This window comes from Kitasatospora sp. NPDC057512 (assembly GCF_042802135.1).
In the GTDB taxonomy this organism is placed as follows: Bacteria; Actinomycetota; Actinomycetes; order Streptomycetales; family Streptomycetaceae; genus Kitasatospora.
In genome coordinates this window covers 1-1,246 of record NZ_JBHVET010001258.1, presented here as the reverse complement: position 1 = coordinate 1,246, position 1,246 = coordinate 1, and the positions used below count along the sequence as shown (strand labels likewise).

At 67.7% G+C, this 1,246-nt stretch carries 1 protein-coding gene; it reads left to right on the top strand.

The window, feature by feature from the left end; translation table 11 throughout:
* The coding region (locus ACFU6K_RS39330) for a M9 family metallopeptidase N-terminal domain-containing protein (protein ID WP_380671522.1) at positions 1 to 1,246 on the top strand (1,246 nt) is incomplete at both ends.

Genomic DNA, 1,246 nt, shown 5'->3' with positions numbered 1-1,246 from the left:
GCGGCCCAACAGGCCTGCACCATCGGCGACTTCAGTGGCCGGACCGGCAGTGACCTGGTCCAGCACATCAAGAGCGCGGACATCGACTGCATCAACAGCCTGTTCCAGCTCACCGGCGGCGACGCGCGCGGCGCGTTCCGCGAGGAGCAGATGAGCACGGTGGCCTACGCGCTGCGCGACGCTTCGGCCAACTACCCCGGTGACAACAGCACTTCGGTCGAGCAGCTGGTGCTCTACCTGCGCGCCGGCTACTTCGTGCAGTGGTACCACAAGGAGGACGTCGGCGAGTACGGCGCCGGCCTCAAGACCGCGATCCAGTCCGGGCTGGACGCCTTCTTCAACAGCGCCCACTCGCGCGACGTCGCCTCGGGCAACGCGCCCATCCTGGGCGAGGCCGTCACCCTGATCGACAGCGCGCAGGAGAACGTCCGCTTCCTGCCGGTGGTCAAGCGCCTGCTGGGCGACTACAAGGCCGACACCTGGAACCCGGCCGGCATGGCCTGGGCGGTCAACCCGGTGTTCACCGTGCTGTTCCGCGGCCACCAGGTGCCCGGCTTCGACGCGGCCGTCGAGGCGGACCCGAGCGTGCTGGACGCGCTGTCCGACTTCGCGACCCGCAACAACGCCCTGCTCGGCGACGGCTTCGGCGTGCTGGTCTACAACGCGACCAAGGAGCTGACCCGCTTCCTGAAGGACACCGCCCTCCAGGCCAAGGTCCGTCCGCTGGCCAAGGCGCTGGTCGAGAAGTCGGAGCCGAAGGGCCGCACCGTCTACCAGTGGGCGGCGGTCGCGGAGGCGGTCGACTACTACGACCAGGGCAACTGCTCCTTCTACGGCACCTGCGACAAGTCCGCCCAGCTCAAGGCCGGCGTGCTGACCGTGAAGCACACCTGCAGCCCGAGCATCACGCTGCTCGCCCAGGCGCTGGACGCCACCCAGCTGAACACCGCCTGCACCAGCCTCAACGGCCAGGACGAGTACTTCCACTCGGTGGCCAAGGACAGCGGCCCGGTCAAGGACGACAACAACAAGACGATCGAGGTCGTGGCCTTCCACTCCTCGCTCGACTACCAGGTGCTCGCCGCCGCGATCTACGGCATCGACACCAACAACGGCGGCATGTACCTGGAGGGCGACCCGACCAAGGCCGACAACCAGCCGCGCTTCCTCTGCTACGAGGCCGAGTGGGCCCGTCCGTCCTTCGAGATCTGGAACCTCAACCACGAGTACACCCACTACCTCGACG